This window comes from Tepidibacillus sp. HK-1 (assembly GCF_001748485.2).
Taxonomy (GTDB): domain Bacteria; phylum Bacillota; class Bacilli; order Tepidibacillales; family Tepidibacillaceae; genus Tepidibacillus_B; species Tepidibacillus_B infernus.
The window spans coordinates 36,072-58,071 of record NZ_BDGM02000011.1; the positions used below are offsets into that span (position 1 = coordinate 36,072).

Below are 22,000 nucleotides of genomic sequence, written 5' to 3' on the forward strand. Positions count from 1 at the left end.
CAATATGACTATATCTTAATTGATGATTGAATTCAAGGAAAATACAAGATTGAATTTTTAACCAAAAAAAAGAGCTCTTAAAAAAGAACTCTTTTCATTCATTATTAAATTATGCCCCGGCAACCATTTCCTGTTCTTCACCAATACGTTCATACTCAGCAAGTACGGCGGATTGAATTTTTTCTCTAGTAGCAGAAGAGATTGGATGAGCGATATCACGAAACTCACCATCCGGGGTTCTTTTGCTTGGCATGGCTACAAACATTCCATTATTCCCATCAATCACTCGAATATCATGAACAACAAATTCATTGTCAATCGTAATTGATGCAATCGCTCTCATACGCCCTTCCGTGTTGACGCGGCGAAGTCTTACGTCAGTAACCTCCATGTCTTTTCACCACCTTTTTCCATAAATAACGAGCTTGATAATTATTTCGCTATCTATTACAAAATTCCTTCTAGAAAATGACAAAAAAGAGGAAAAATTTTTATCATTTATTCTAGAAAAAATTGCCTAGCTCAACATTTACTAGTTTCTCTCTTTCATTCACTTCTGTTAATCTAGCCAATGATATATAATCTTTAATTAATCTTTCTTCCGTTTCTCCTGATTCTACAAAAACACCAATTCCTTTTAAATGGGCATTAAACTCTTGCAAAAGTCCAATCATACCTTTAATTGTCCCGCCAGCTTTCATAAAATCGTCGATTACAAGGACATTAGATCCTTCTTTTAAAGCCCTTCTAGCCAATGACATGGTTTGAATTCTTTTAGTAGAGCCTGACACGTAATTGATGGTTACAACCGACCCCTCTGTTACCCTGCTGTCCCTGCGTACAATAACCACAGGAACATTTAAATAACTAGCTGTTGCATGGGCCAAGGGGATTCCCTTTGTTTCGACAGTAATGATCGTATCAATTTCTTGATTAGAGAATGCAGAAGCAAACATCCTCCCCAATTGTTTTAATAATTTCGGATTTCCTAAAATATCTGACATATATAAATAACCACCCGGAAGAAGTCTTTCCACACTAGATAATGCTTGGCAGATTCTTAGCATTTCCGTCTTTGCTTCTTCCTTAGGTATAGACGGAATAAACTTTACCCCACCTGCTGCCCCTGCTAAAGTAAGGAGTTGACCAATGCCTTCCTCTTGAAATATTTCGTCAATAATATCAATATCCTCACTGATTGAAGATTTAGCTGAATGATATCTTTCAGCAAAGTATGATAAGGAAATAAGGGTGTTAGGTTGATGTAAAAACTGTTGAGTTAGGTCAACAATTCTAGCGCTTCGCCTTAGTTTTTTCATAAAGACCTCCAAAAAACGAATAATTTAGGAAGATTATAATATTATTGTACGGTATTCATCAAGTTATTTTTACCTTAGTAAACGAACGACATACACTTCTTTACAAAAACCCCTCAATCCATTATAGATCCGATTTAACCTTGATTCCTTATTAACTAAAGCAAAAACAGTTGGTCCACTCCCAGACATTAAAACGCCATCCGCCCCAAATCCTTCTATTTGTTCTTTTAAATACTTTACAGAAGGGTAAAGTCGAAAAGTAACCTCTTCTAATACATTAAAAAGGTTTTTTGTGATTCCATCAAAATTATGGTCTTTTAATGCTATAATCATCTGATCTGTATTTGGATGTTCTTTAATATCTTGCCAATTTAGAGCTCCATAAATATCGGCGGTCGATACACTAATTGGTAATTTTGCTAAAATAGCCCAACCAGGAGGAGGCGAAACAATAGGGGTGACTTTTTCCCCTCTCCCCTTTACAAGAGCCGTACCACCAACAACACAAAAAGGTACATCTGAACCGATCTTTCCACCCAGTTCCATCAATTCATTAGAAGTTAAATGTAAATTCCATAAGCGGTTTAAACCTCTTAATGTGGCAGCAGCATCACTACTTCCACCTGCCAAACCTGCGGCAACAGGAATATTCTTTTCTAGAAAGACTCGCACTCCTTTTTTTATTTGATAGGTGCTTTTTAATAAATGGGCTGCTTTATATATTAGGTTCCGTTCATCATTAGGTATAATTCCTGAGTTAGTCTCTAAGATAATCTGATCATCTTCAAGATCTTCTAATAGAATTCTATCGGATAAATCAACCATAGTCATAATCATTTCAACTTCATGATAACCATCATCTCTTTTTCCTAATACATCAAGGGTTAAATTTATTTTTGCAGGAGCTTTCTCCCATATCTTCATACCATCACCTACTTTATCTAAGCCTGTTCATCAATCCATTGTAACATTTACAATGAAGAGTATAAAGAAAAAGCTAGGGAAAACTTTCCCTAGCCTTATCCACATTTTATGATCGACCTTGCTCCGCTAAACTACGCTCAGCAATTTCTATGGCTCTTTTCACCATATTTCCTGCATCACGAGTCGTGATTCCACCCCAACCATTTCTTTGCACAGTGTCATAAAAACCAAGCTCTTTTGCGAGTTCCTCTTTAAACTGTTCAGACATCACACCGCGATTTCTTCGGCCCATCATATAACCTCCTTTAGTTTGTGGACACTTTTAGTATATGTAAATTAATCAAAATTAAAAGTAGGAACACCTTCGTGCCCTACTTTGTTATCTTTGACTATAAGTAATCTTTACTTCTCCATCATCTTTACATACAGTTAATTCAATAGATTCGGTAAGAATATCCGCATAACTGTATGATACCCTTTTAAAGGAATGTTGTTCTTCATCTAATTTTATAATAAAAACTGAAGGGTAGGTCTCTTCTAAAATGCCAGTTCGCTCAATGGTCTTTCTACGTCCTCCATTAGCTTTTAGCATAATTTTTTCGCCAACGTAATCATCTAAACTACGTTTGATGGCATTTAAGGTATTATTCGCCATTTGTTCTACCACCTCTCTATATGTGAATTATAACACATATAGAATAGTATGTCAAATAAACAAATTATTATAGCAGTGGGACAAATATGTTGTCAATATATTTCTCGAAAATATATTTCATCGCTTAATTTAGCAAACTCGGATAAAGTTAACGTTTCTGCCCTTCTTACTGGGTCGATCCCTACTGAATTTAAGATTTCCTCTACTTCTGCTTTCCTTTCTTTCCCAAAAAGATTATGGATTAGATTGTTAAATAGTGTCTTCCTTCTTTGGGAAAAGCTAGCTCGTATCAATTTAAAGAGAAAATCTTCGTCCTTTACTTTAATTGGCGGTTCTTTTCTCATTTTTAAATGTAAAATGGCTGAATCAACGTTGGGTTTAGGAATAAAGACTGAGCTTGGAACATAAAAAGCAATACTTGCTTGAGCATAGTATTCAATTAATAATGTTAAACTACCATACTCTTTACCCCCAGGTTTTGCATTGATTCTTTCTGCAACCTCCTTTTGTACCATTACCGTAATCGAATCGATTCCTAATCTATCCTCTAACAATTTAATTAAAATGGGTGTTGTGACATAATAGGGTAAATTGGCCACTATTTTTTTCGAAGAGTATTCTTTCAATTCCTCTATAATAAGTTGATTTAAATTAGTTTTTAATACATCAGCATGAATGAGCTTTATATGATCATAGGGAGATAAAGTCTCCTTTAAAATCGGAATTAATCGTTGGTCAATTTCAATTGCAACTACCTTTCCAGCCTTCTCTGCAATTTTTTGCGTTAAAGCTCCGATTCCCGGACCAATTTCGATCACTCCGGTGTTTAGGTCAATTTCTGCCTTTTCAACAATTTTTGTTAAGATGTTAGGTTCAATGAGGAAGTTTTGCCCTAAACTTTTTTTTAAGGTAAAACCATACTTTTTTAAAATATTCATCGTTTCTGCTGGGTTAGATATATTGACCGCCATCATTGATTCATTCCTTCATTTTTATCATTTTTAATGCGTTAGAGAATTCAATTTCTGAGATTTGAAACATATTTAGTCTTTTGTGAAGCTGTTTTGCATTTGCATAACCAATTCCTAATACTTTTCCTAGTTCGATTCTTTTCTGTTTTGCTAGGTCATTACCCACTAATCCTTCTGTAACTAATCGATTCCATGGGATTGTTTCTTTTGCATCTATCCATTCAGATTTTACATCATTTAATGCTTTGCGAATCACATTTGGAGAGGCATTCTCGACCCCAATATCTCCTTTTTTAGTGGCCTCTTCCCTTATTATAAATGCATGTTTTACTCCCGGAACTTGCCGACTAATGATTTTCCTTATTCTTTCTCCAGGATAGTCTGGATCTGTCAGAACAATAACTCCCCTCTTCTGATGGGCTTTTTTGATTTGGTCAATGATTTGAGGAGATATTGCAGATCCTCCTGTTTCAATGGTATCGGCCTGAACCGCTCTTTGTATCGCTACCGTATCGTCTCTTCCTTCAACTACGATTACTTCCTTAATCTTCATTGTTCCCTCCTATAGCTCCTCATACAAACAAACAGGGGAAAACTCCCCCTGTTAGTTGGTCACTATTTTGTTGGCTTTTCCGGTCCTAAAACATACACGGTTACACCAGTTTTTACCCCAAGCTGACTTGCTTTTTGATCATTACCTACATAAAGGTCAATTTTATTTCCTTTAATCGCACTGCCTATATCTTCTGCTTTTCTTAATCCAACTCCATCAATCCAAACCCACCAACCTAGTGGAATAATCTTTGGATCAACAGCAATCGTTCTCCCAACAGTTGCTGTTGTTCCTGTATAGGTATAAACTCCGGAACCATAATGGGTCATTTTTATGTTTTTAAGAACTTTAATTGGCCTGAGAATATAACCACCTCTAGAAACAGTAGCAGAAGCTGTTCCATAAGCAATGATTTGATCTTTCTTTTCTTTGACAATATCCTGTTTTAGCAGTTCTCTCTTTACTTCTTTTCCATCTTCATAGGTAATTTCATAAACCTTAGCAATTTTTCCATCTTGGCCTTTAACCAATACTTTCTCTTGGTTCTTTTCTAAAGACAGGTCAGCCTTTTTAACTAATCCATATTTAATATTCTCTTCTTCTGTTACGATTTTCTTTGTGATTCTTGAAATTTTAATATCCATTTCTGATTGAACTATTGTGCTAAGGCTTGGGTAAACTTTATCTAATGGACCAAGTTGAATGCCTAGTTGATTTATCACCTGATCAATCGTTTTTGCAGTAGTCCAATGATCAATTTGTTTACCATCTACCTGTACAATTACTAATTTAGCAGTATTTACAATTACCTTCTGCCCATCCTTTAACGGTGACTGAAGAGGAACAGAAAGTTGATCATGAGCGCCTATTTTTATTTGCTGCTGATCTAACAATTCTTTCACTGTTCCTTTGAAAGTAGAAACTTCTTTTTCTTTTCCATTTACAACGAGAATAACTTCTTTTTGCATCAACTGGTAAAAAGTTACGAAACTGAATGCTAAAATAGCCAAAAAAACAATGATAAAGAGTGTCTTTTTATATTTTGTATTAGGAAAAGAAGGAATGACAGAAGAAGAATGGTTGCCTGCTTTTAAAGACAGTTTTCCCATTACATCTCCCCCTTTAGCAGTTCAACATTTTATTCAATGATAGCTAAAATGTCAAACCAATATTTTCCATCCCTTAAATCCATTAGAATTTCAAAATCCGTTTAGCATTTCTTGTCGTAATTTGTGCAATTTCTTCGACATCCATTCCTCGTAATTCGGCGATTTTTGTTGCAACAAATTTGACATATGCCGACTCATTTCTTTTCCCACGATATGGTTCAGGGGTTAAATAGGGAGAATCGGTTTCAAGCAGTATCCGGTCAATAGGTATATGGGTTGCTACTTCCTTAGGTTTTTTTGCGTTTTTAAAAGTGACTGGTCCGCTAAAGGAAATATAAAAGCCTAAATCAATGCATTCCTTTGCCATTTCCATACTACCAGAGAAAGAATGTATGATCCCTCCCACATCCTTAGCACCTTCTTCTCTAAGGATTGAACAAATGTCTTGATGAGCATCACGGTCATGAATAATAATCGGTAAGTTCACTTGTTTTGCTAATTGAATCTGTTTTCGAAAAATTTCTTGTTGCACTTCTTTAGGAGCAAAATCCCAATAATAATCTAGACCAATTTCACCAATCGCTAATATTTTTGGATGTTGGGTGATTTCCTTTAACCAGTCAAAATCTTCTTCTTTCATTTCATGTGCATCGTTAGGATGCCAACCAACAGCTCCAAAAATAAAATCATATTGTTCAACTAATTCAATCGTTGAAAGAATCGTTTCTCGGTTATAACCGATGTTAATAATCGTTTCAACACCTACTTCTTTCGCTCGTTTGATCACTTCAGCTCGATCTTCATTAAATTTTTCATCATTTAAATGTGCATGTGTATCCACTAACATAAGAATCACCTAACCGTTATTTGACTTTGGCTCCATTTGGAATATCATCGGAAACAGTAGCAAGCACCAACTGATCCCCTTGCGATGCTGCCAAAATCATTCCTTTGGATTCTTCACCTCTTAATTTTACTGGCTTTAAGTTGGTTACACAGATAACTTTCTTTCCAACCAAATCTTCAGGTTGGTAATACTTAGCGATACCAGACACCACTTGACGTTTTTCATAACCAAGATCTAATTGAATTTTAAGCAATTTATCTGCATTTGGTATTTTTTCTGCTTCAATCACTTCTGCTACTTGTAATTCAACTTTAGAGAAATCATCAATTGTAATTTGATCTATTATCGTATTTTCCATCTTGGTATCTCCTCCATTTGTGGTCGCTGATTGGTTTAATTTTTTTGCATTCTCTTCTGCTTGCTTTCGTGCCGCAGCCGTTGTTTCATCAATTGCTTTGATTTCTTCTTCCATATCAAGGCGTGGAAATAACGCTTCTTTTTTCTCTACTTTTGCTCCTGGATGAACGATACCCCAAGATTTAGTTAAATCCCAATTGGTTGACACAGCATCCAAACCTAGTTGCTCCCATATTTTTTGAGGCGTTTTCGTCATAAAAGGCTGAATCAAGATAGAAGTAATACGAATACTTTCTACCAGTTGATATAAAACCGTCCCTAGCCGCCCTTTATTAGCCTCATCCTTTGCAAGTGACCAAGGCAAAGTTTCATCTATATATTTGTTCGTCCGATTGATGAGTTGCCATATCTGCTGTAAAGCCTGGCTAAAGAGCATCTGATCTAATGATTCCTCTACCTTTTGTGAGGTTTCCATCGCAGCTTGTTTTAGATCTTCATCCAGAGAGGTTAATGCTTCTGGAGTTGGGACAAACCCATCAAAGTATTTCTCTATCATCGCTACTGTCCTACTGACTAAGTTACCTAAATCATTAGCTAAATCCACATTTAAACGCTGAATGAAAATTTCTGGCGTAAATACTCCATCACTACCGAAAGCAATTTCTCGTAAAAGAAAATAACGAATACTATCTGAACCATAACGGTCAATTAGGAATTTTGGATCGATCACATTCCCTTTTGACTTTGACATTTTCCCATCTGGCATTAAAATCCATCCATGTCCAAATACTTTTTTAGGTAATGGTAAGTCTAATGCCATTAAAATAATTGGCCAATAAATGGTGTGAAATCGTAGAATGTCTTTCCCAATTAAATGAACATCTGCTGGCCAGTAGCGTTCAAATGTCTTTCGTTCTTCCGGATCATCGGATAAATAGCCGATAGCAGTAATATAGTTGGTTAAGGCATCTATCCAAACATAGATCACATGTTCCGGATTGTCCGGTACCTTTATTCCCCAATCAAACGTTGTCCTAGATATCGACAAGTCCTCTAAACCCGGTTTTAGGAAATTGTTAATCATTTCGTTTTTCCGTGATTCCGGTTGAATAAACTCTGGATGCTCTTCAATATATTGCAATAGCCGATCTTGATATTTTGACATTTTAAAGAAATAGCTTTTCTCCTTCACTAGTTGCACAGGTCGATGACAATCAGGGCATAAATAGCCTTCGTCTGTTTTAACTAGTTGCCTTTCAGTCCAATATGCCTCATCAGGTACACAATAATATCCTTCATATTCTCCAAGATAGATGTCTCCATTTTCTAAAAGCTTTTTGAAAATCCTTTGTACCACTTTTTCATGACGTTCTTCCGTTGTCCTAATAAAATCATCATATGAGATATCAAGTTTTTGCCATAAATCTTGAATCCATTCTACAATTGGATTGATAAACTCAATTGGCTTTAAGCCTTCTTCCTCGGCTCTTTTTTGTAATTTTTGCCCATGTTCATCTGTTCCAGTTAAATAATACACATCATAGCCACGGAGCCTTTTATATCTAGCCATCGCATCAGCAGCAATCGTTGTATAAGCATTACCGATGTGTAATTTATTACTTGGATAATAAATCGGTGTCGTAATATAAAATGTTTTTTTACTCAAAGTCCTTCAACCCCTTTTTTGAAAAAACTGCTTTAAATAAAAAAACTCCTATCCAGCTTGGGACGGGAGTTTATACTCACGCGGTACCACCCAAATTCCTATGCATTAAGCATAGGCTCTTTTAAGTGTCATTCGACATAGTATCATTTCTCCAGGACCATCTTCATTCATCCCAACATACTGGTTCTCAGCCTTCCCAGCTCTCTGTGAAAGTGGTGATGAATTACTCATCCCTTCATTGATTTTCCTTATTTTTTTGTTATTATCGCTCATTATATCATTTTCTTTCCCAAAATATACATAATTCCATTCATCGTGTCAATAGTTGAAATTGGGATAAAATCGACTTCTCTTTTAACAAATCTTCCGGGAAAAAAATTTTATGTTCTGTTTTCCTTTTCCCTGTAATGACGGCAATAATATCTGATTTTGTCGAAATCTCAATGGTCTCTCCTTGTCGATTTAAAAGATATATTGGCGACATTTCTTTTTTATCGCCAGGTCGATAAATGTCATATGATAAGTCAGATGGTGAATCAAGTTCTAAATAGTAGGTAGGATCAATGTTATTTTTATGAAAAAATTCAAGGATAGCTTCTAGTTTAGATTGATCATTAGGGTTAAAATCTATGTATTGAAATAATCTTCGATGTAAAAACCGTTCTGTCAAGTCCGCTAGAATCTGATCCTTTTCTTGACTCCAAAAATAAAACAGAGTAAAAAACATAGGTTCATCTAGAATAAGATAATCATCAACATGAAGCTGTCCTTGGAATAATCGTACGATGGGAGGAAAGAGAGTTGAAAAGGTATATCCCTCTTCAAAAAGGTTTTTTGCCCTAAGGAAAATTTTTCTTAGTAGAATTTCCCCGCTTCTCGTTACCGGATGAAAATAAACTTGCCAGTACATCTGATATCTAGACATCAAATAATCTTCAACACTATGCATTCCGCTTTCTTTTACTACAAGTCTTCCTTGATATGGCCTAAGTACCCTTAAGATTCTCTCCAAATCATAAAACCCGTAATTAACTCCTGTATAATAGGCATCCCTTAATAAATAATCCATTCGATCCGCATCCAATTGACTCGAGATTAAATCCATCACAATAGGTTTCTCGTATTTTTTGTTAATGACATCAACTACACGAGAGGGAAATGTTGAATCAATTTGGCGAAGAAAAGAATTAATTTCAGTTTCACCTAAAATTAAACTTTTGGACCATTCCTCATGATTCGTGTTTAATACCTTTTCTATTGAATGGGAAAAAGGACCGTGGCCTACATCATGGAGTAGTGCCGCTACTAAAGAAATAAGTCTCTCCTCTTTTGGCCACTCTATATATTGGTTTCGTTCAAAACGAGAAATAATTTTCCGAGTGATTTCGTAGACACCTAACGAATGCGAAAACCGGCTATGTTCAGCTCCATGAAAAGTAAAGTAAGTAGTCCCTAGTTGGCGAATCCGACGTAATCTTTGAAATTCCTTTGTATCAATTAAATTCCATATTAAACGATCTTGAACATAGATGTACTGGTGGACTGGATCTTTAAATACTTTTTCTTCATCCATCCTCAAATCCATCACCTCTTTATTCATGATTAAGAAAATAACAAAAAATTTTACAAAAAATGCAAAAATGTATTGACTGTTTTGGCAATCCTTGGTATTCTATGTTTATAGAAATTTTGTCGAAATATGACGATATTATCCTTAATTTAAAAAATTGATAAAGGAGGGTAACAAAATGTTAAAATCTACAGGTATTGTCCGCAAGGTAGACGAGTTAGGTCGTGTAGTTATTCCAATTGAATTACGTAGAACATTAGGAATTAGTGAAAAGGACGCTTTAGAAATCTACGTAGATGGCGAACGCATTATTCTAAAAAAATACGAACCAGCTTGCATCTTCTGTGGAAATGCAGAGAATGTATTCCATTTTAAAAACAAAATTGTATGTAGTGAATGCTTAAGCGAAATGCCAAACGCACAAAATTAAATGAAGGCGAAAACAAAAGCTTCGACCATAAAAGAAGCTTTTGTTTTTTTTAGCTTATGTTTTATAGTTTATGGTATTGTTGGTATACTTCCCTCTTGTTAAGATTACGATCTTTTGCGGTTAATTTGATCGCCTCCTTTGGTTGTTTATCTTGTTTTATGTAATGTTCCACATGCTCAAGAATGGATAAGGATTGCCACCATTGATTAGTTTCCCTCTCTATTTCCTTTCCACTAGAACCTTGAATAATAAGGGTCAATTCTCCTTTTGGAGGATGTTCTTCTACATATTGCATCACTTCGAAAACAGTTCCTCTTATAAATTCTTCGTGCTTTTTTGTTAATTCTCGAATAAGTACTAGATTTCGATCACCTAAACCCTCAAGAATCATTTTTAAGGTCTTCTCAATTCGGTGTGGTGCTTCATAGATAATCAAAGTTTCCTGGTAAGATTTTATTTGTTCAAGCTGCTGGGATAAAACCTTTTTTTCTTTAGATAGGAAACCTAAAAAAATAAATCGCTGCGTAGGTAACCCAGAGGCGATTAGCCCCGTTAATGCTGCATTAGCCCCTGGAATCGGGATCACCGGTATCCCTCTTTCTACACTAGATCTAACTAACTCATAGCCTGGATCTGAAATAGCTGGCATACCTGCATCACTAACTAAAGCAATATTTCTTCCCTTTTCCAATAATTGAAGAAGTTCAGCACCACTGGATTCCTTATTATGTTCATGATAACTATACAGCTTTTTTTGAATCTGAAAGTGATTTAATAGTTTTATCGTTTGCCTTGTATCTTCTGCAGCGATTAAGTCTACCTCGGATAAGATCTGAATAGCACGATAGGTCATATCTTGCAGATTACCTATCGGTGTTCCTACTAAATAGAGACATCCCTTTTGAGGTTCAACCTTATAACTTTTCTGGATATTCATTGATTAACCCTTCTTTAATTAACATTTCTTTTTGCTTTCGATTTAATTTTTTTATTTCTAATTCGCGTTTTAAACCCCAAGATTTACTATCTCCTTTTTCATAGTATATCAAACGCACAGGAAGCCGACTCCTTGTATATTTTGATGCTTTTCCTTCTTGATGCTGCGCTAATCTCCGTTTAATGTCAGTCGTATAGCCAGTATAAAAACTATGATCGCCGCACTGAAGAATATAAACATAATGATCCTTTTTCACATTCATTTCCCATCACCGAAATAAATCTGCTGAATTTCTTTTTCATATTTTCCATCTTCAGCATAAACAATCAGTGGTGGTAAAATGTGCAATTCTTTTCCCCCGAACTTTGTTGCTTCAACTAATACCATATTAGCCTCTTTCTGCAAAGAAGGGTGAACAAATCGTATCCTTTTTGGTTCTAATTTTTCTTCTCGCAATGTTGTGATAATATCTCCTAATCTTGCTGGTCGATGAACCATCGCAAGCCTTCCCCCTGTTTTTAATAACTGAGCACTTGTATTTATCACTGTTTTTAAATTCGTAGCAATTTCATGACGTGCGATCGCATAATGTTCATTTATATTATGATCCTGTCCACTTATAGGCATATAAGGAGGATTGACTGTTACTAAATCAAAGGTTTCTTTTCCAAAATACCTAGGAGCTTCTTTTAAATCTCCATGGTGTATTCTTATCTGTCCCTCTAAATGATTGATTTGTACGCTCCTATTGGCCATATCGACTAACTTTTCTTGAATTTCCACTCCATATATCTCTGTTTTGGTTTTTGTAGACATCAATAAAGGAATAACACCTGTCCCAGTGCAAAGATCAATGATCTTCCCTTTCTTTGGGATCGTTGCAAAATGAGCTAATAGGACTGCATCCATTGAGAAAGCAAATATATCTTTACTTTGGATAATCTTTAAATTGTTATTTAACAAATCATCTAGCCTTTCCATTTCCTTCACCTACAAAAAAGACTCTCTAATAATGAGAGTCGTTAAGATTTACTTAAAAATGATAAGCAAAAGAGGCAATCTCCTTCAGTTCTCAGGCTTCCATAATGAAGGTTACAAACATGAAACCCCTCATGATATAAACGAGCTAAATTGTCATATCCCTCGCCAATCCTAGTCTTTTCTTTCACAGTCTTTTCTGATGGATCAGATGATGGATATTTTTCCTCCAACCTCTGACGTAATTGCTCATTCTCGATGTGTAAATGATGATTTTCTTCTAAAAGGGTGACAATTTTTTGTTTTAAAAATCCCAATTCTTGGTATAATTCCCCGACTTTTTCTTCAATGTCTGCTACCTGTGAAAAAATCTCTTTTTTTTCCACAATATCAACCCCAAATAATTTAAAATTCAAATTCCCCCACTACAACATCGTCTAAAGCCATTACTTCTACATTCTGTGTTGCACTAATCTCTACTTGTACTTTGCGTTCTAAAATATTAAGCCCAACTACTCGACCTAGCCCTAGCGGGGTCATTACTTTACTTCCTATATCAGGAAGTTCTTCTTTGCCACTCTCATAGTTATCATTCTCATACTTAAGACAACACATCAATCGACCACATAATCCAGATATTTTAGTCGGATTTAATGATAGGTTTTGATCCTTGGCCATTTTTATAGATACTGGTTCAAAGTCTCCCAAAAAAGATGAGCAACAGAGAATTCGACCACATGGGCCAATTCCCCCTAGCATTTTAGCCTCATCCCTAACTCCAATTTGTCTTAACTCAATCCGGGTTCTGAAAACAGCGGCTAAATCTTTGACCAATTCTCGGAAATCTATTCTTCCGTCAGCTGTAAAATAAAAAATGATTTTATTCCGATCAAATGTATATTCTACATCGACTAATTTCATCTCTAGTTCATGTTTTACAATTTTATCATAACAGACTTGAAAAGCCTCTTTGGCATCTATTTTATTTTGCTCTACTTGTAGTGCGTCCTCGGTATTAGCAATTCGCATCACTTTCTTAAGGGGTAGAACAACATCCTCGTCTCCAACGGTTTTTCTTCCTATTACAACCTGACCATATTCAATTCCCCGCGCAGTTTCTACAATCACAAACTGGTCTTTTTCTACTGACAAATCCTCAGGATCAAAGTAATAGATTTTTCCCGCCTTTTTAAATCGAACACCTACTACAGAATACAAAAATAAATCCCTCCTATAAAGACAAGACCATCTTTTCTAAAGCAAGTTGCGGGTTTACATGTGAAGACAGAGTTCTTTTTGTTGCTAAGATCAATTCAATGTGCTCTATGATTTGATCTTCTGAACCATGTAATGCCTGCATCCTAAGCTGGTCATAATAATCTCTGTATATAATTAAATCCTTGCGTTTAAGTCTTATATTTAGGATATCGCGATACCATAGTATTAGTAAATCAAGAAATTGTGGTAAATGTTCTTTTATATAGTCACTTTGCATGATTTTGTCATTGATTGATAGTAATACTTGATATTTCCTAGAAGTCATATCCTCGCTCCATTGTATCACTAGATTTCTCATTTGCGCAAACTCTTCTGTGCTTAAAAGAGTTCTTACCTCATCTAAATTTTGAGTAAGGTGGGTAGAAAGTATGATTTCACTTTTTCTAAATCCCTCTTGCTCTAGAATTTTGACAATGCTATTTGGATCAAGTTGTGCAAACTGAACGATCTGGCATCTTGAACGAATCGTTGATAACAGTTGGTGGATATTTTCCGTTATGAGTATCGCTACTGTTGGCGAATTAGGTTCTTCTAAGAATTTCAATAAACGATTCGCAGCCTGAGGTGTCATTTGTTCTGCTTGTTCGATCATGTAAACTTTAACTTTTGATTCCATTGATTTATAATGATATTCTTTTTGTAATTGACGAATTTGCTCTATTTTGATTGATTGGCCTTCTGGACTAATCCTTACAACATCAGGATGATTATCATGTTCGATACGAATACAATTTGAACAATGGCCGCAAGCATCTGAAGAATTAACTGTACAATTCAATGCTTTGGCAAATTCTATGGCCATCTTTTTTTTCCCTACACCTTTTATCCCTGTAAAAATATAAGCATGAGAAACTCGTTGTTTTTTAATACTATTGCTTAGTAATTCAGCAATCCTGTTTTGACCTAATACATCATACAAGGACATTTCCTTCATCCTAACTTTTTAATCTTTCACCTTAATAATACAAGTTAATTAATAATCCTTTAATATCACCAATTTTATCTAAGATATCAATTTGTTTTTCCTCTTTATCTAATGCCATTTTGGTAAGTTCTAATAATTTTTTGTCGATCTCTCTAATGATTTTATATCTTCTACTTCTCCCGTGGTAATCATAACTTAATTGTTCATCTAAATGAATAGCTGAATGTATGATTTCATCCATAAACCGTTTAATTAATTGTTTGTATGCTTTTATATCTTTTAAATTTCTTGATAAGGCAATCTTTTTCCCTGTTTCATCAATTTCCGCTAGCAATTTGGTTAACATTTCTTTAGAATATTGCTTATTTTGTGAGTGCATCAAATCAGAAAAACTCTGTTGCATGGCTTGCGCATCTACATTTAGACGGTTACTTGCTCTATAGGTGGTCGATTTTTGTATCCCCTTATCGATTTTCATAGACTTTTCCCTTTAAAACTGATGGAATGTTTCAATTGGTAAGACGAATACTGTAGCTCCACCTACTTGCACTTCTACAGGATAAGGTACATAGGAATCAGCATTCCCTCCTAATGGAGATACCGGAGAAACCAATTGTTCCCTTGATTTACAATTTTCTTTGATAATTTTTAATACATGGTCAACCTTTTCATTTTCTACACCGATAAAAAAAGTTGTATTACCTGCCTTTAAAAACCCTCCTGTACTGGCTAATTTGGTCGCTCTAAAATTTTCTTTTACTAACGCATTAGATAATCGGTGGCTATCCTTATCCTGCACAATCGCAATAACCAATTTCATTTCTATTCCTCCTTCTTTTTAAGTATTTTTATAAAATCTTCTTTAATCACCTGAAATATTCCTTCTTTTGCTTGATCTGCTTCTACTTTTAATATACGTTTTGGATCTTCATCTGCCAATGTTAAAAATCCATGATAGACACGCCTATGATATTCAAGTTGCTTCTGTTCAATTCGATCTAAGCCATTTCCAAATTCCCCTACTCCTCTGTTCATTAACCTACTTTTTGAAACCTCTGGTTTAATATCTAAAAGATAAGTCCGGTCAGGCCACAAATGTGAGGTAGCAAAAAGATTGATAAGTTGAACGGTTTGACGCTCAATTCCTAAGCCATATGCTTGATATGCAATACTAGCATCGATATACCGATCACATAGAACGATCTTCCCCTCGTTCAAAGCTGGAATGATCTTTTCTTGTACTAATTGCGCTCTTGACGCAGCATACAGTAATACTTCTGTCTGATCTTTTAATTCTTTATGTTCAGGATGAAGAATAATATGTCTAATCTGATCACTGATAAAAGTCCCACCAGGCTCTCTCGTTGTCACCACATCATAACCCTTACTTATTAGATAATCAGCTAAAAGATGAAGTTGGGTCGTTTTTCCTGCTCCATCAGGACCTTCAAAGCTTACGAAAATACCTTTCAAATTGGTTTCCTCCAAATCATTTTCCTTCTAATACTTTGATATTTTTCAATTGATGGTCTAAAACACCTTGAAATTTTGCCCCTTGATTTTTTAATGCAATCAGGTAATTTATCATTTCTTGAGTCATTTCTTCACCTAATTGTACCACTGGAATTCCAGGAGGGTAAGGGATAACCATTTCCGCAGCAATTTTCCCAGCAGCTTGTTCTAAAGGTACAGTGGTAGATCTACCATATAATATTTGTTCTAAAGAAACCTTACTTTCATTAAACTTATTTTTGGGATAATCAGTGAAAGTCTTTGTAAAATCCTTCTCGTTGCATTTTTTGGATAATAATGGGAGTTGTTGTTCAATCTCTTTTAATACGATCAATAAACGTTTTAAATCATCTATTGTTGTTCCATAACTAGTAATTAACAATGTATTGAATAAGTCAGATAGTTCTGGATAAATCCCCTTTTCCTCTAGCAATTCTTGAATAACAAAGCCTGATATATTCCCTACTATGCCATGGATAATCAATTTCAATGGATCCTGATAGTAGTAACTAGCGATTCGATGATGTAACCTAATAGATTGAAAGGAATGAGTCTGTTCTAAAAACCAATCTAATCCTAGTAAAATTTCTTTCCATAATGTTTCTCCATGTTCTTCTATCCCTTGTCTTGCCAAATCTAAAGAGGCCATAATTGGATAAGATGGACTAGAACTTTGAACCATGGAAAGGAAAAATTTTAAACGGTCAATCTCTATCAATGTCCCTTTAACATGGAGCATAGAACCCATTGTCATCGCAGACAACATCTTATGTGTCGATTGTACAACAACATCTGCCCCCATTTGTATAGCAGACTTGGGGAAATCAGGATGAAAACCAAAATGTGCCCCATGAGCTTCATCAACTAAAACAGGTATCTGATAAAGATGAGCTAGATTAATAATTTCTGTCAAATCAATACCAATCCCATAATAATTTGGATTCATTAAAAAGATCGCTTTTGCATCTGAATGGTTCTTAAGAACTTCTTTCAAAGTATGAAGTGAGATGCTTCCTGGTATACCTAATGAGGGAATCATTTCGCTGTCAATATAAACAGGTACTGCTCTTGCTAATATCATTCCATGAATAACAGATTTATGAACATTTCTTTGAACAATGATTTTGTCCCCCGGCTGGCAAGTCGCAAGGATCATGGCTAGATTTCCAGCTGTACTTCCGTTGACGAGAAAAAACGTTTGATCTGCTTTAAATAATGAGGCTGCTTTTTTCTCTGCTTCTAAAATGACCCCATTAGGTTGGTGCAGATCGTCTAACCCTGAAATTTCAGTCATATCGATTTTTAACAGGTCTTGGAAAACTTTTTTCCCAAAAGAAGGAAATCCTTGTCCCGTTTTATGACCTGGTACATGAAAAGATACCGGATTACTCTGATAGTGAGATAACAACTTTTCAAATAATGGAGCCTTTACTTTGCTCATATTAACTCCTTTGATATCAATGTGAATATCTATTCTTGTCATTATTTTATCATAAAAAAGGCAGAAACTGATTACCAAGTCTCCGCCTATCACCCATTATTTATCCAGACTTTTTTCATTTGTTGGATAAAAAAGGGATATTTCTCATCACTTACATCTGTATGAACAATCTCTTCTTCACAATGACTACAAATAAATCCACTATGAATCTTAATTCCTTTCTTTTTTCTTCGCCCACACATGATACATATATAAGTACTTGTTTTAACTTTTGTATCCAATAGTGCATGCCTCCTCTACTCTCTTTTGCACAATTATTTCCATGAAATCTTAGATTATACATATTTCACCCTTCCTTTTGAAATATACGTCCATTTTAACGCCTTCATTTCATCGATCTCGAAAAGGTTCAAAGGGTCAATGATTATTTTTTTAGAAACATAGTTTCCCAAACGTTGCAATGAAATGGTGGAGATTACATTTAAGCTACTTAAAAATAAGATCAAATCTGTTTGTTGAGCAGCTTGATAAAGGTCACTGATGTATTCAATTTTAGGAGATACAATTCTCTTATGAATTTTATGAGAGATGGGAGTAAAGACCATAATCTGCTGAAAAGGCAAGTGAGTTAACCTAACTAATATATCCTCATTGTATCCATATACAGTAACCCTATTGATAGAATGTACTCTTTTTAATTCTACAATTTGTTGAATAGGCCACATGAAATCCTCTTTTATCTTTTTATATATTAAACGTACAAACAAGTTTGGTTTTTTTTCTATTCTTTGTAATAAGATTAAAGTTTGGATCAACTTTTTTGTCTGTTCTTCATGATAAGGTGGAAAGTAATCATATTCAGGGATCATTTTTAAACCTTTTTTAAGTACTTCAACATCTACCTTTTGCTCTACGGCTATCTGCTCTAAATCTAAGATAAACGCTTTTCTGAATGCATAATAAAAATCTAAAGCAATAGAAATAAGCTCCGTCTCCTTGCAACTTGTAAACAAAAAGGGGATGTTTAATTTAGCTATTTCCCTTCTAAATTTTCTCGTCATCGAACCATTGGATTTTCCCCCTAATAGGAAAAAATTGAGTTGTTTCTGATTGCTTTGGAAAAAAAAAGAGAGCATTGGCAATACAGCCACTTCAATTTTTTTCCCCTTCCTCTGTAACCAATGATAAATATGGTTTGCCATCCCAATCTCTATAGGAGAACTTAAAATAAGCAAACCATTTGTATGATGATCACTCCATTTCTTTATATAGGAAAGAAGCTGTTGTTTCTCCGTTAGATGTAGCATTAAAATGGAAGATTCTTTTAAAAAAAGTGTAAGGAGTTCTTGATTGACTATTTCTGTATTTTGATACTTCATATTAAACAGGTTGATTTGCAAATGAGATAAAATATCATTCTTTAGCATTTCATCTAAATTGATATGGTCTTCATCTTCAGCTAATATACCTATCGATAGCTTTTTCTTACCGTTTTTCATGTTTGCGATCGGCACTTTGACTTGATTCATGGTGAAACTTCTTTTCTCCTTTCTATGATGTCAAGAAAATATTGTATCGTGTCTTTAAAAAAAATGAGTGAACGAACCACTCAATTTAAGATAAAATATAAAAAAGAGTAAAAAGGATAAGGAGATTGTTAATGGACGATCGATTTGTTTTCAATTATCAGCTCCTCTTTCGTTTTCGTAGAAAACCCATATGGTTAACCTTGTACTTAACCATGTTATTTGAGGGATTACTGGCAACAATTCTGATGGTAACCTACATCGCATGGGCAGAGATGTTTCTTTTGCTGATGATCTACTATCTTCTCTACCTTTTTTGGGGTATATGGTATCTACGTTTTTTTAAAAAAGGGATCAAATTAAGGTTCCCTTATCTTCCTTGGTTTGGCTTAACCCCTGCTAAGATGTTAACGTTACATGAATACTATCAATTTGAATTAAGTTATCTTTTTATAGGTTGCTTTTCTTCCATATGGTTTATTCTTTGGTTTCCTAGTTTTTCTATATTATTTTCAATTATTTTTGTATTATCCTTATTTATATTTCGCTTATTTCTTTTCATTAAAGTAACTCTACTTAAAAATAGTAATATCCTTATCAAGTATGAGCCTTTTGGGATCTCCGTATATAAAACAGATTGAATACAATAAAGCCGAATGAAAGGAATTATCTCATAATTGAACAAAAAAAAATTGAATCAGAAATAAAAGAAGTAAGAGCAGTGAGGAGCTAACCAAAGGGTTAGCTCCTTAAGTTTGTTTATCAGAGAATGATAAGCCATTTGATGATTGCCAAAGCTAATACGCCTGGTATTCCTAACACCCCACTTATGACCGCCGTGATTGGATTTAATGGGATTTGAAAAGCTATAAGTTGTCCGATTAGATTAAAAATAAAAATTAATAAAGCGCCAATCGCAACCCGAATAAGGGCAAACCATCCCCATTTGAGTAATCTTAACAAAGTTTGTCCAAAAAATACGACAATCGTAAGGCCAACAATTAGGATTAAAAACCACCAGCCTAAACCTAAGCCAACCATATTTGACCCCTCCTCTGCTTCCCTTTTTCTAACCTATAAGCCATTTTCACTCATCCATTGTTTATATTTGTTTAAAAGGTACATATATCTTCTTTCGGCTGCTTGGATATAAAATGCTGAAAAATCAATTGCATCTGGATGTTCTGCGTATTCAAATTGCATGAGTGCTCGTTTCCATTCATCTTTTGCTTCTTGTATTTCATCCAACAGTTCCTTGTTTTTTTTAGCTATGTCCATATCGGCCCCTCCTTCTCCTATTACATATATAGATGAGAAAGAGGATGAATATGCTATTGAATTAAATAGATAAATGTAGAAATGCTATTCATTAAAATATGAAACATAATAGGAGGCCATAAACTATTAAAATAAACTTTTAGCCAACTTAATACCATCCCAATCACAAATAAAGGTGCTAATAATGAAAGATCAACATGAATGAGAGCAAACAATAATGCGGTTAGGATCATCCCAACCCATTTTCCCAGCTTTCGATGAATAATGGTTTGTATAAGACCTCTGAACATAATTTCTTCTGCAATCGGCACCAATAAACCAATCATTAAAATTTCAAAAATAGAACCTAACCAACCATTTTGACTAGCGCCTAAAATTTCTTGAGAAATTTGCTCTTCCCGCCATGATACCAATTCCAAATCAAATAGTTTAGCTATCGGTTCTGTAACTAAAAGATCAATAAATAATCCAATAGAAAGATAGATAACAATAATAAAAATAAGTGCCTTAAACCAAGAAAAGCCTGTTTGCAACCCAATCCCTTGTCTTTTATGAAATACAGTCAAAAGAAATGCGAATAACATAAATATATGGGCAATAAAAGGCTCAAATAATAAATATATTTGATTTTCTAACATGTAGCTCGGTATAAAAAATGAAACGAAATAAAAGATACCCAGAAGGGATTGCGACCAACCAATAAACCTTAAAAAATCCCTACCTCTATAGATTCTGCTTCCCATGAACTGGGATTGCATACGGAGAGAGGTAGGAATAAAGAAAAATGAAGGTAAAATAGTTAATATCAGAGACAACAATAATAGGATATGATGAAATGATTGGTAATATTGCTCTGCTAAAATCTCTATACGCCAGTTATCATCATTAGTTGGGATAAACTCTAAAGTGGAATATTGCAAAATAATCCCTAAAATAAAACCCAAAAGCAATAAAATGGCCATAAAGTTTTCTATTTTGTCTAATTTTCCTTTACGATGGTCAATCATAGGATTTATAGATAATTCTGTCACTCGCTCACCTCCTGATTATTTTACATACAAAAGAAAAGACAGGAAAAACCTGCCTTTTTATATTTTAATTTTGACTTAAAAGATTCACAACTCTCTTCTTCCCTCAAGCGCCTTTGTTAAGGTAACCTCATCTGCATATTCCAGATCGCCACCTACAGGTAATCCATGAGCAATTCGAGTAACCTTTAAGCCAAATGGTTTAACTAACTTAGATAGATACATTGCTGTTGCCTCCCCTTCTATGTTAGGGTTAGTAGCCAAAATTAATTCTTTTACTTGTTCATCCCCTAATCGAACCAATAATTCTTTTACTTTTAATTCTTCAGGCCCAATGCCTTCCATTGGAGAAATAACCCCATTGAGAACATGGTACATTCCATTGAACTCTCTCGTCCTCTCCATCGCGATAACATCTTTAGGATCTTGAACAACGCAAATGACAGACCGATCTCTTGTTTTATCTTGGCAGATATGACAAGGGTCTACATCCGTAATATTCTGGCAAACAGAACAATAATGTAAGTCTTTTTTAACATGTACTAAAGCTTTTGCTAAATCTAATACATCTTGTTCTTGCATGGTTATCGCATAAAATGCTAAACGTTGTGCTGTCTTTGGGCCTATACCTGGAAGCTTTGAAAACCCATCAATCAATTTTGCTATAGGCTCTGGATAGTAATATTGCATAAGTAC

At 34.7% G+C, this 22,000-nt stretch carries 29 protein-coding genes and 1 other annotated feature; of the genes, 2 read left to right on the forward strand and 27 right to left on the reverse strand.

The features are described from left to right. Positions 1-109 precede the first annotated feature (109 nt). From spoVG to BEN26_RS07245, 11 genes are all read right to left on the reverse strand, one after another. Positions 110-391, reverse strand: coding sequence for a septation regulator SpoVG (gene spoVG, locus BEN26_RS07195; RefSeq protein WP_068727050.1), 282 nt, complete (start codon positions 389-391; stop codon positions 110-112). Between the two features lie 112 nt (positions 392-503). After that, complete coding sequence (gene purR / locus BEN26_RS07200; protein WP_068727048.1) at positions 504-1,319, reverse strand: pur operon repressor; 816 nt, start codon at positions 1,317-1,319, stop codon at positions 504-506. A gap of 69 nt (positions 1,320-1,388) precedes the next feature. Continuing rightward, positions 1,389-2,243 (reverse strand): 4-(cytidine 5'-diphospho)-2-C-methyl-D-erythritol kinase, encoded by an 855-nt coding sequence (ispE, locus tag BEN26_RS07205; RefSeq protein WP_069797905.1) that lies wholly within the window; start codon positions 2,241-2,243, stop codon positions 1,389-1,391. Positions 2,244-2,349: 106 nt separating this feature from the next. After that, a complete protein-coding gene (locus tag BEN26_RS07210) occupies positions 2,350-2,535 on the reverse strand; it encodes a small, acid-soluble spore protein, alpha/beta type (protein WP_069797903.1) in 186 nt (61 codons plus the stop codon). A gap of 87 nt (positions 2,536-2,622) precedes the next feature. Beyond that, complete coding sequence (veg, locus tag BEN26_RS07215) at positions 2,623-2,898, reverse strand: biofilm formation stimulator Veg (RefSeq protein WP_068727041.1); 276 nt, start codon at positions 2,896-2,898, stop codon at positions 2,623-2,625. 92 nt (positions 2,899-2,990) lie between these two features. Beyond that, positions 2,991-3,869: a 16S rRNA (adenine(1518)-N(6)/adenine(1519)-N(6))-dimethyltransferase RsmA gene (gene rsmA / locus BEN26_RS07220; RefSeq protein ID WP_069797956.1), complete on the reverse strand. Its 879-nt coding sequence runs from the start codon at positions 3,867-3,869 to the stop codon at positions 2,991-2,993. Between the two features lie 7 nt (positions 3,870-3,876). Continuing rightward, positions 3,877-4,422, reverse strand: coding sequence for a ribonuclease M5 (gene rnmV / locus BEN26_RS07225; protein WP_069797901.1), 546 nt, complete (start codon positions 4,420-4,422; stop codon positions 3,877-3,879). Between the two features lie 62 nt (positions 4,423-4,484). Then, the gene (locus BEN26_RS07230; protein ID WP_069797899.1) at positions 4,485-5,531 is read right to left on the reverse strand and encodes a resuscitation-promoting factor; all 1,047 of its coding nucleotides are present in this window, start codon (positions 5,529-5,531) and stop codon (positions 4,485-4,487) included. A gap of 82 nt (positions 5,532-5,613) precedes the next feature. Continuing rightward, positions 5,614-6,378: a TatD family hydrolase gene (locus BEN26_RS07235; RefSeq protein WP_068727035.1), complete on the reverse strand. Its 765-nt coding sequence runs from the start codon at positions 6,376-6,378 to the stop codon at positions 5,614-5,616. Positions 6,379-6,394: 16 nt separating this feature from the next. Further along, positions 6,395-8,401, reverse strand: a complete 2,007-nt coding sequence (gene metG, locus BEN26_RS07240; protein ID WP_069797897.1) for a methionine--tRNA ligase — start codon at positions 8,399-8,401, stop codon at positions 6,395-6,397. A 55-nt stretch (positions 8,402-8,456) separates the two neighbouring features. Beyond that, positions 8,457-8,649: a binding site (T-box leader), on the reverse strand. Between the two features lie 62 nt (positions 8,650-8,711). Next, positions 8,712-9,986: an HD domain-containing protein gene (locus tag BEN26_RS07245; RefSeq protein ID WP_082732543.1), complete on the reverse strand. Its 1,275-nt coding sequence runs from the start codon at positions 9,984-9,986 to the stop codon at positions 8,712-8,714. Between the two features lie 163 nt (positions 9,987-10,149). On the opposite strand from BEN26_RS07245, the gene BEN26_RS07250 reads away from it, so the two are divergent. Next, positions 10,150-10,401, forward strand: coding sequence for an AbrB/MazE/SpoVT family DNA-binding domain-containing protein (locus BEN26_RS07250; RefSeq protein ID WP_068727028.1), 252 nt, complete (start codon positions 10,150-10,152; stop codon positions 10,399-10,401). Between the two features lie 61 nt (positions 10,402-10,462). Here BEN26_RS07250 and rsmI read toward each other — a convergent pair whose 3' ends face one another. The 12 genes from rsmI to BEN26_RS07310 form a co-directional block, all read right to left on the reverse strand. Next, positions 10,463-11,338 (reverse strand): 16S rRNA (cytidine(1402)-2'-O)-methyltransferase, encoded by an 876-nt coding sequence (gene rsmI, locus BEN26_RS07255; RefSeq protein ID WP_069797896.1) that lies wholly within the window; start codon positions 11,336-11,338, stop codon positions 10,463-10,465. Further along, positions 11,316-11,600 (reverse strand): GIY-YIG nuclease family protein, encoded by a 285-nt coding sequence (locus tag BEN26_RS07260; RefSeq protein ID WP_069797893.1) that lies wholly within the window; start codon positions 11,598-11,600, stop codon positions 11,316-11,318. The genes rsmI and BEN26_RS07260 overlap by 23 nt, the downstream gene beginning before the upstream one ends. Beyond that, positions 11,597-12,319 (reverse strand): tRNA1(Val) (adenine(37)-N6)-methyltransferase, encoded by a 723-nt coding sequence (locus BEN26_RS07265; protein WP_069797891.1) that lies wholly within the window; start codon positions 12,317-12,319, stop codon positions 11,597-11,599. The genes BEN26_RS07260 and BEN26_RS07265 overlap by 4 nt, the downstream gene beginning before the upstream one ends. Positions 12,320-12,360: 41 nt before the next feature. Further along, positions 12,361-12,702, reverse strand: a complete 342-nt coding sequence (gene yabA / locus BEN26_RS07270; protein ID WP_069797954.1) for a DNA replication initiation control protein YabA — start codon at positions 12,700-12,702, stop codon at positions 12,361-12,363. A gap of 19 nt (positions 12,703-12,721) precedes the next feature. After that, entirely contained in the window at positions 12,722-13,534 is an 813-nt protein-coding gene (locus BEN26_RS07275; RefSeq protein WP_069797889.1) for a PSP1 domain-containing protein, read from the reverse strand. Between the two features lie 13 nt (positions 13,535-13,547). Further along, entirely contained in the window at positions 13,548-14,519 is a 972-nt protein-coding gene (gene holB, locus BEN26_RS07280; RefSeq protein ID WP_068727017.1) for a DNA polymerase III subunit delta', read from the reverse strand. A gap of 31 nt (positions 14,520-14,550) precedes the next feature. Then, positions 14,551-14,997, reverse strand: a complete 447-nt coding sequence (locus tag BEN26_RS07285; protein ID WP_068727015.1) for a YaaR family protein — start codon at positions 14,995-14,997, stop codon at positions 14,551-14,553. Between the two features lie 12 nt (positions 14,998-15,009). Beyond that, a complete protein-coding gene (locus BEN26_RS07290; protein WP_068727013.1) occupies positions 15,010-15,339 on the reverse strand; it encodes a cyclic-di-AMP receptor in 330 nt (109 codons plus the stop codon). A 2-nt stretch (positions 15,340-15,341) separates the two neighbouring features. Further along, positions 15,342-15,992 carry a dTMP kinase gene (tmk, locus tag BEN26_RS07295; RefSeq protein WP_068727702.1) on the reverse strand — a complete coding sequence of 217 codons (651 nt, stop codon included), beginning with the start codon at positions 15,990-15,992 and terminating at the stop codon, positions 15,342-15,344. 16 nt (positions 15,993-16,008) lie between these two features. Next, positions 16,009-17,472: an aminotransferase class I/II-fold pyridoxal phosphate-dependent enzyme gene (locus BEN26_RS07300; protein WP_069797887.1), complete on the reverse strand. Its 1,464-nt coding sequence runs from the start codon at positions 17,470-17,472 to the stop codon at positions 16,009-16,011. An 89-nt stretch (positions 17,473-17,561) separates the two neighbouring features. After that, positions 17,562-17,753, reverse strand: coding sequence for a sigma factor G inhibitor Gin (locus tag BEN26_RS07305; protein ID WP_308789529.1), 192 nt, complete (start codon positions 17,751-17,753; stop codon positions 17,562-17,564). 54 nt (positions 17,754-17,807) lie between these two features. Continuing rightward, complete coding sequence (locus tag BEN26_RS07310) at positions 17,808-19,001, reverse strand: hypothetical protein (RefSeq protein WP_069797885.1); 1,194 nt, start codon at positions 18,999-19,001, stop codon at positions 17,808-17,810. 131 nt (positions 19,002-19,132) lie between these two features. Between BEN26_RS07310 and BEN26_RS07315 the strand changes: the two genes are divergently transcribed. Then, positions 19,133-19,639, forward strand: a complete 507-nt coding sequence (locus BEN26_RS07315; RefSeq protein WP_069797883.1) for a hypothetical protein — start codon at positions 19,133-19,135, stop codon at positions 19,637-19,639. Between the two features lie 121 nt (positions 19,640-19,760). On the opposite strand, the gene BEN26_RS07320 is transcribed toward BEN26_RS07315, so the two are convergent. The 4 genes from BEN26_RS07320 to recR all read right to left on the reverse strand — a co-directional run bounded on the left by BEN26_RS07320 (position 19,761) and on the right by recR (position 21,994). Next, positions 19,761-20,039, reverse strand: a complete 279-nt coding sequence (locus tag BEN26_RS07320) for a pro-sigmaK processing inhibitor BofA family protein (RefSeq protein ID WP_069797881.1) — start codon at positions 20,037-20,039, stop codon at positions 19,761-19,763. A 33-nt stretch (positions 20,040-20,072) separates the two neighbouring features. Then, complete coding sequence (locus tag BEN26_RS07325) at positions 20,073-20,276, reverse strand: DUF2508 family protein (RefSeq protein WP_069797879.1); 204 nt, start codon at positions 20,274-20,276, stop codon at positions 20,073-20,075. 53 nt (positions 20,277-20,329) lie between these two features. Continuing rightward, positions 20,330-21,307: a CPBP family intramembrane glutamic endopeptidase gene (locus tag BEN26_RS07330; protein WP_069797877.1), complete on the reverse strand. Its 978-nt coding sequence runs from the start codon at positions 21,305-21,307 to the stop codon at positions 20,330-20,332. An 84-nt stretch (positions 21,308-21,391) separates the two neighbouring features. After that, on the reverse strand, positions 21,392-21,994 hold the full coding sequence (gene recR / locus BEN26_RS07335) for a recombination mediator RecR (RefSeq protein ID WP_068726996.1): 603 nt from the start codon (positions 21,992-21,994) through the stop codon (positions 21,392-21,394). Positions 21,995-22,000 lie beyond the last annotated feature (6 nt).

Coding starts and splice junctions, on each gene's coding strand:
- spoVG (WP_068727050.1), bottom strand. CDS start 391: ATGGAGGTTACTGACGTAAGACTTCGCCGCGTCAACACGGAAGGGCGT.
- purR (WP_068727048.1), bottom strand. CDS start 1,319: ATGAAAAAACTAAGGCGAAGCGCTAGAATTGTTGACCTAACTCAACAG.
- ispE (WP_069797905.1), bottom strand. CDS start 2,243: ATGAAGATATGGGAGAAAGCTCCTGCAAAAATAAATTTAACCCTTGAT.
- BEN26_RS07210 (WP_069797903.1), bottom strand. CDS start 2,535: ATGGGCCGAAGAAATCGCGGTGTGATGTCTGAACAGTTTAAAGAGGAA.
- veg (WP_068727041.1), bottom strand. CDS start 2,898: ATGGCGAATAATACCTTAAATGCCATCAAACGTAGTTTAGATGATTAC.
- rsmA (WP_069797956.1), bottom strand. CDS start 3,869: ATGGCGGTCAATATATCTAACCCAGCAGAAACGATGAATATTTTAAAA.
- rnmV (WP_069797901.1), bottom strand. CDS start 4,422: ATGAAGATTAAGGAAGTAATCGTAGTTGAAGGAAGAGACGATACGGTA.
- BEN26_RS07230 (WP_069797899.1), bottom strand. CDS start 5,531: ATGGGAAAACTGTCTTTAAAAGCAGGCAACCATTCTTCTTCTGTCATT.
- BEN26_RS07235 (WP_068727035.1), bottom strand. CDS start 6,378: ATGTTAGTGGATACACATGCACATTTAAATGATGAAAAATTTAATGAA.
- BEN26_RS07245 (WP_082732543.1), bottom strand. CDS start 9,986: ATGGATTTGAGGATGGATGAAGAAAAAGTATTTAAAGATCCAGTCCAC.
- BEN26_RS07250 (WP_068727028.1), top strand. CDS start 10,150: ATGTTAAAATCTACAGGTATTGTCCGCAAGGTAGACGAGTTAGGTCGT.
- rsmI (WP_069797896.1), bottom strand. CDS start 11,338: ATGAATATCCAGAAAAGTTATAAGGTTGAACCTCAAAAGGGATGTCTC.
- BEN26_RS07260 (WP_069797893.1), bottom strand. CDS start 11,600: ATGAATGTGAAAAAGGATCATTATGTTTATATTCTTCAGTGCGGCGAT.
- BEN26_RS07265 (WP_069797891.1), bottom strand. CDS start 12,319: ATGGAAAGGCTAGATGATTTGTTAAATAACAATTTAAAGATTATCCAA.
- holB (WP_068727017.1), bottom strand. CDS start 14,519: ATGTCCTTGTATGATGTATTAGGTCAAAACAGGATTGCTGAATTACTA.
- BEN26_RS07285 (WP_068727015.1), bottom strand. CDS start 14,997: ATGAAAATCGATAAGGGGATACAAAAATCGACCACCTATAGAGCAAGT.
- BEN26_RS07290 (WP_068727013.1), bottom strand. CDS start 15,339: ATGAAATTGGTTATTGCGATTGTGCAGGATAAGGATAGCCACCGATTA.
- BEN26_RS07300 (WP_069797887.1), bottom strand. CDS start 17,472: ATGAGCAAAGTAAAGGCTCCATTATTTGAAAAGTTGTTATCTCACTAT.
- BEN26_RS07310 (WP_069797885.1), bottom strand. CDS start 19,001: ATGAATCAAGTCAAAGTGCCGATCGCAAACATGAAAAACGGTAAGAAA.
- BEN26_RS07315 (WP_069797883.1), top strand. CDS start 19,133: ATGGACGATCGATTTGTTTTCAATTATCAGCTCCTCTTTCGTTTTCGT.
- BEN26_RS07320 (WP_069797881.1), bottom strand. CDS start 20,039: ATGGTTGGCTTAGGTTTAGGCTGGTGGTTTTTAATCCTAATTGTTGGC.
- BEN26_RS07325 (WP_069797879.1), bottom strand. CDS start 20,276: ATGGACATAGCTAAAAAAAACAAGGAACTGTTGGATGAAATACAAGAA.
- recR (WP_068726996.1), bottom strand. CDS start 21,994: ATGCAATATTACTATCCAGAGCCTATAGCAAAATTGATTGATGGGTTT.